We start from the raw sequence: 3543 nt of genomic DNA, 5'->3' as shown, positions 1-3543 counted from the left end.
CGGTCATCAGCATCGGCATGAACCGTGGGTAGTGATGCGCCGCCAGCAGAACCGACTTGTAGCCGGCGATGTTGGCTTGCGAAGACAGCACGTCCAGGCTCTGCGCACGTGACGTACGAGGCGCTGCCTCGAGGGCGAAAGCACTGATGCTCCGCTCCGCCATCTTGGCGATCAACTCGTTGTTGAACGGGTTGAGCATGCCCAGCAGCACCGTACCGGTGCTCATCTGCAGCAGTTCTGCGTCGTTGGGGGGATTGACCTTGAGCACCAGCTGCGTGGCAAACACCTGCGCCGCGCTGCCAATGATCGCGCCAGCGGCCTCATAGGCAGCGTCGGTCACGCTCGCGCGCACGCCTGCGCCACTTTCAACCGTCACCACATGGCCCTGAGCGACCAGCTTCTTGATGGTCTCCGGGGTGGCGGCTACACGTGTTTCGCCCTGCTGCGTTTCGAGAGGAACACCAATGTGCACGTTATATCTCCTGCTGGATCTTCTTCCTGGTCGTACCCAAGCACTGGCTATGGCTCATTCTGCGATGGCCCATCAGCACGATACCGCCTGAAAACGGCGGGCCGCGGCATTTTGCAGGCCCCGACGAGCGGCTTCAACAGGTTGTGGAGCGATACACGCAAAGCACTACAAGTCACGCTGTGACTGAATGTCACAGCGATAGGCCTCAAAGCCTTCTAGATCGGTACTCACAGCGATGACTGGATGCGTCGAAATATTTTGCGAAATATTTGCAGGGTAGAGACCAATCAGCGTCAAAAACACGCCATAGTCAGGCAGTGCAAAGGCTGGCGCTGAAAATTCGCCATTTTTCGTATGTTTCAGAAACGCGCCAAAAACATATATCTGTAGGGTCTTTCAAGACACCACTACGCATCGTCAGCGATGCTGGCGCCCTTCCATTGCGTGATAATCCTGCGCCTGCTGCATCAGCCAATCGCGAAAAACCCGCAGCGATCCCAGCTCGCGATGCCTGTCCGGTACGGCCAGGTAATAGGCTTTGGAACTGGTCAGCTCGTGGGCATTGGCAACGACCAGGCTGCCCTCGCGCAACTCCCGCTGGATCAGAAACGGAGGAATGAGCGCAATCCCCATTTCGTGCACCGCTGCCTGAGCCAGCATGGAGAACAGCTCATAGCGCGGACCGCTCAGATCACGCGGCACGTTCATGTCCAGGCTGGCAAACCACTGTCGCCATGCATAGGGACGAGTGCTCTGCTGCAGCAGCGCAAGTTCGGCAATGCGGGCCGGCGTCAATGCCGACTGCCCTTGCAGAAGCGCCGGACTGCACACGGGAACGGGATGCTCTTCCATCAGTCTGCTGGTCTGCGTGCCCGGCCAGTCGCCGTCCCCGAAGTAGATTGCCGCATCGAAGTCGGTGTCGGCGAACAGGAAAGGTCGAGTCCGGTTGGTCAGGTGGACCGTGATCTGCGGGTTATGCCGCTGAAAGTCCTTCAGCCGCGGCAGCAGCCATTGCGTGCCGAAAGTCGGCACCACGGCCAGCTCCAGGGTACTGGCGCCCTGCTGCCCCATCACCGCCAGCGTCTCGCGCTCCACGGCATCGAGTTGCGCAGCCACCCGGCGGCTGTATGACAATCCCGCTTCGGTCAGCTTCACGCCTCGCTTGGAGCGTCGAAACAGGCGCACATCGAGAAACGCCTCGAGATTGGCAATCTGCCTGCAAACCGCCCCCTGGGTCAGGAACAGCTCCGCAGACGCCTTGGTGAAGCTTTCATGGCGCGCCGCCGCCTCGAAGCAGATCAATGCGGCCGTGCTGGGTATTCGTCTGCGCATGTAACCATTCCTCACTCAAGTCCCGATGCCATGCACCATGGCTCACTTACGAAGTGAGAAATTATCACAACCTCATGCGCAAACTTGCTTTGTCCGCCAAGTCGCAGCGGCCTAATCTGCGGATATACCGCTTTCTAGAGGACGGACACATGGCAAGCTTCAACTGGATCGACCCACTGCTGCTGGACCAACAACTTACCCAGGAAGAGCGCATGGTGCGCGACAGTGCGGAGCAATACGCGCAGGACAAGCTCATGCCGCGTGTCCTGGAAGCCTTTCGCCATGAAACCACCGATCCATCCATCTTTCGCGAAATGGGCGAGATGGGTCTGCTCGGCGCCACCATCCCGGAAGAATTCGGCGGCAGTGGTCTCAACTACGTCTGCTATGGCCTGATCGCCCGTGAGGTCGAGCGGGTAGATTCCGGCTACCGCTCGATGATGAGCGTGCAGTCGTCATTGGTGATGGTTCCAATCAATGAATTCGGCACTCAAGCGCAAAAGCAGAAGTATCTGCCCAAACTGGCCAGTGGCGAGTGGATCGGCTGCTTCGGCCTGACCGAGCCCGACCATGGCTCCGACCCAGGCGCCATGGTCACACGGGCGCGCAAGGTCGACGGCGGCTACCGCATGAGCGGCAGCAAGATGTGGATCACCAACAGCCCGATTGCCGACGTGTTCGTGGTGTGGGCCAAGGACGATGCGGGTGACATTCGCGGCTTCATTCTGGAAAAAGGCTGGGCCGGCCTCAGCGCACCCGCCATTCACGGCAAGGTCGGCCTGCGCGCCTCCATCACCGGTGAAATCGTCATGGACAACGTGTTCGTCCCGGAAGAAAACATGTTTCCCGATGTGCGTGGTCTCAAAGGGCCGTTCACTTGCCTCAACTCCGCGCGTTACGGCATCTCTTGGGGGGCGTTGGGAGCAGCGGAATTCTGCTGGCACACCGCTCGGCAGTACACCCTGGATCGCCAGCAGTTCGGCCGCCCGCTCGCCGCCAACCAACTCATCCAGAAGAAGCTGGCCGACATGCAGACCGAGATCACCCTCGCCTTGCAAGGCTGCCTGCGCCTGGGTCGGATGAAAGACGAAGGCACCGCGGCCGTCGAGATCACCTCGATCATGAAGCGCAACTCCTGCGGCAAATCCCTGGACATCGCACGCATGGCCCGAGACATGCTCGGCGGCAACGGCATCTCCGACGAATTCGGCATTGCCCGCCATCTAGTCAACCTGGAGGTGGTCAATACCTACGAAGGCACTCACGACGTGCACGCCTTGATCCTGGGGCGTGCGCAAACCGGCCTGCAAGCCTTCTATTGACAGGAGGTTGTCATGGGCGCGCTTTCGCATCTTCGTGTACTCGATCTGTCGCGCGTGCTGGCTGGGCCCTGGGCGGGTCAGATCCTCGCCGACCTCGGCGCCGAGGTCATCAAGGTCGAGCGTCCAGGCCGGGGTGACGACACCCGAGCCTGGGGACCGCCGTTCCTGGCGGATCAGGCAGGCAACAGCACCGGTGAAGCCGCCTATTACCTGGCAGCCAATCGCAACAAGCGCTCGGTCACCATCGACTTCACTCGGCCCGAGGGGCAACAGCTGGTCCGCGAGCTGGCTGCGAACTCCGACATTCTCATCGAGAACTTCAAGGTCGGCGGTCTGGCTGCGTATGGGCTGGACTATGCGTCACTCAGCGCCGTGAATCCGCAACTGATCTACTGCTCGATCACCGGTTTCGGCCAG

Annotated in this window: 3 protein-coding genes and 1 pseudogene; 2 read left to right on the top strand and 2 right to left on the bottom strand. The window is 60.4% G+C overall.

Features of this window, described 5'->3' with window-relative positions; all coding sequences use genetic code 11:
• A pseudogene (locus B2V21_RS04645) lies at positions 1 to 472 on the bottom strand (NAD(P)(+) transhydrogenase (Re/Si-specific) subunit alpha); the annotation flags it as partial.
• Between the two features lie 417 nt (positions 473 to 889).
• A complete protein-coding gene (locus tag B2V21_RS04640) occupies positions 890 to 1804 on the bottom strand; it encodes a LysR family transcriptional regulator (protein WP_134722153.1) in 915 nt (304 codons plus the stop codon).
• A gap of 149 nt (positions 1805 to 1953) precedes the next feature.
• On the opposite strand from B2V21_RS04640, the gene B2V21_RS04635 reads away from it, so the two are divergent.
• Together B2V21_RS04635 and B2V21_RS04630 are read left to right on the top strand one after the other, a co-directional pair.
• Complete coding sequence (locus B2V21_RS04635) at positions 1954 to 3126, top strand: acyl-CoA dehydrogenase (RefSeq protein WP_122743117.1); 1173 nt, start codon at positions 1954 to 1956, stop codon at positions 3124 to 3126.
• Between the two features lie 12 nt (positions 3127 to 3138).
• A partial coding sequence (locus B2V21_RS04630; RefSeq protein ID WP_286916156.1) for a CoA transferase occupies positions 3139 to 3543 on the top strand: 405 nt, incomplete at its 3' end.

Source organism: Pseudomonas sp. UBA6276 (assembly GCF_002438365.1).
Taxonomy (GTDB): domain Bacteria; phylum Pseudomonadota; class Gammaproteobacteria; order Pseudomonadales; family Pseudomonadaceae; genus Aquipseudomonas; species Aquipseudomonas coleopterorum.
The sequence above is the reverse complement of the archived record's forward strand: the minus strand, read 5'-3'. Positions and strand labels throughout refer to the sequence as shown.

Bases quoted from the DNA above. Each gene is read 5' to 3' on its own strand.
- B2V21_RS04640 (WP_134722153.1), bottom strand. From the start codon at position 1,804: ATGCGCAGACGAATACCCAGCACGGCCGCATTGATCTGCTTCGAGGCG.
- B2V21_RS04635 (WP_122743117.1), top strand. From the start codon at position 1,954: ATGGCAAGCTTCAACTGGATCGACCCACTGCTGCTGGACCAACAACTT.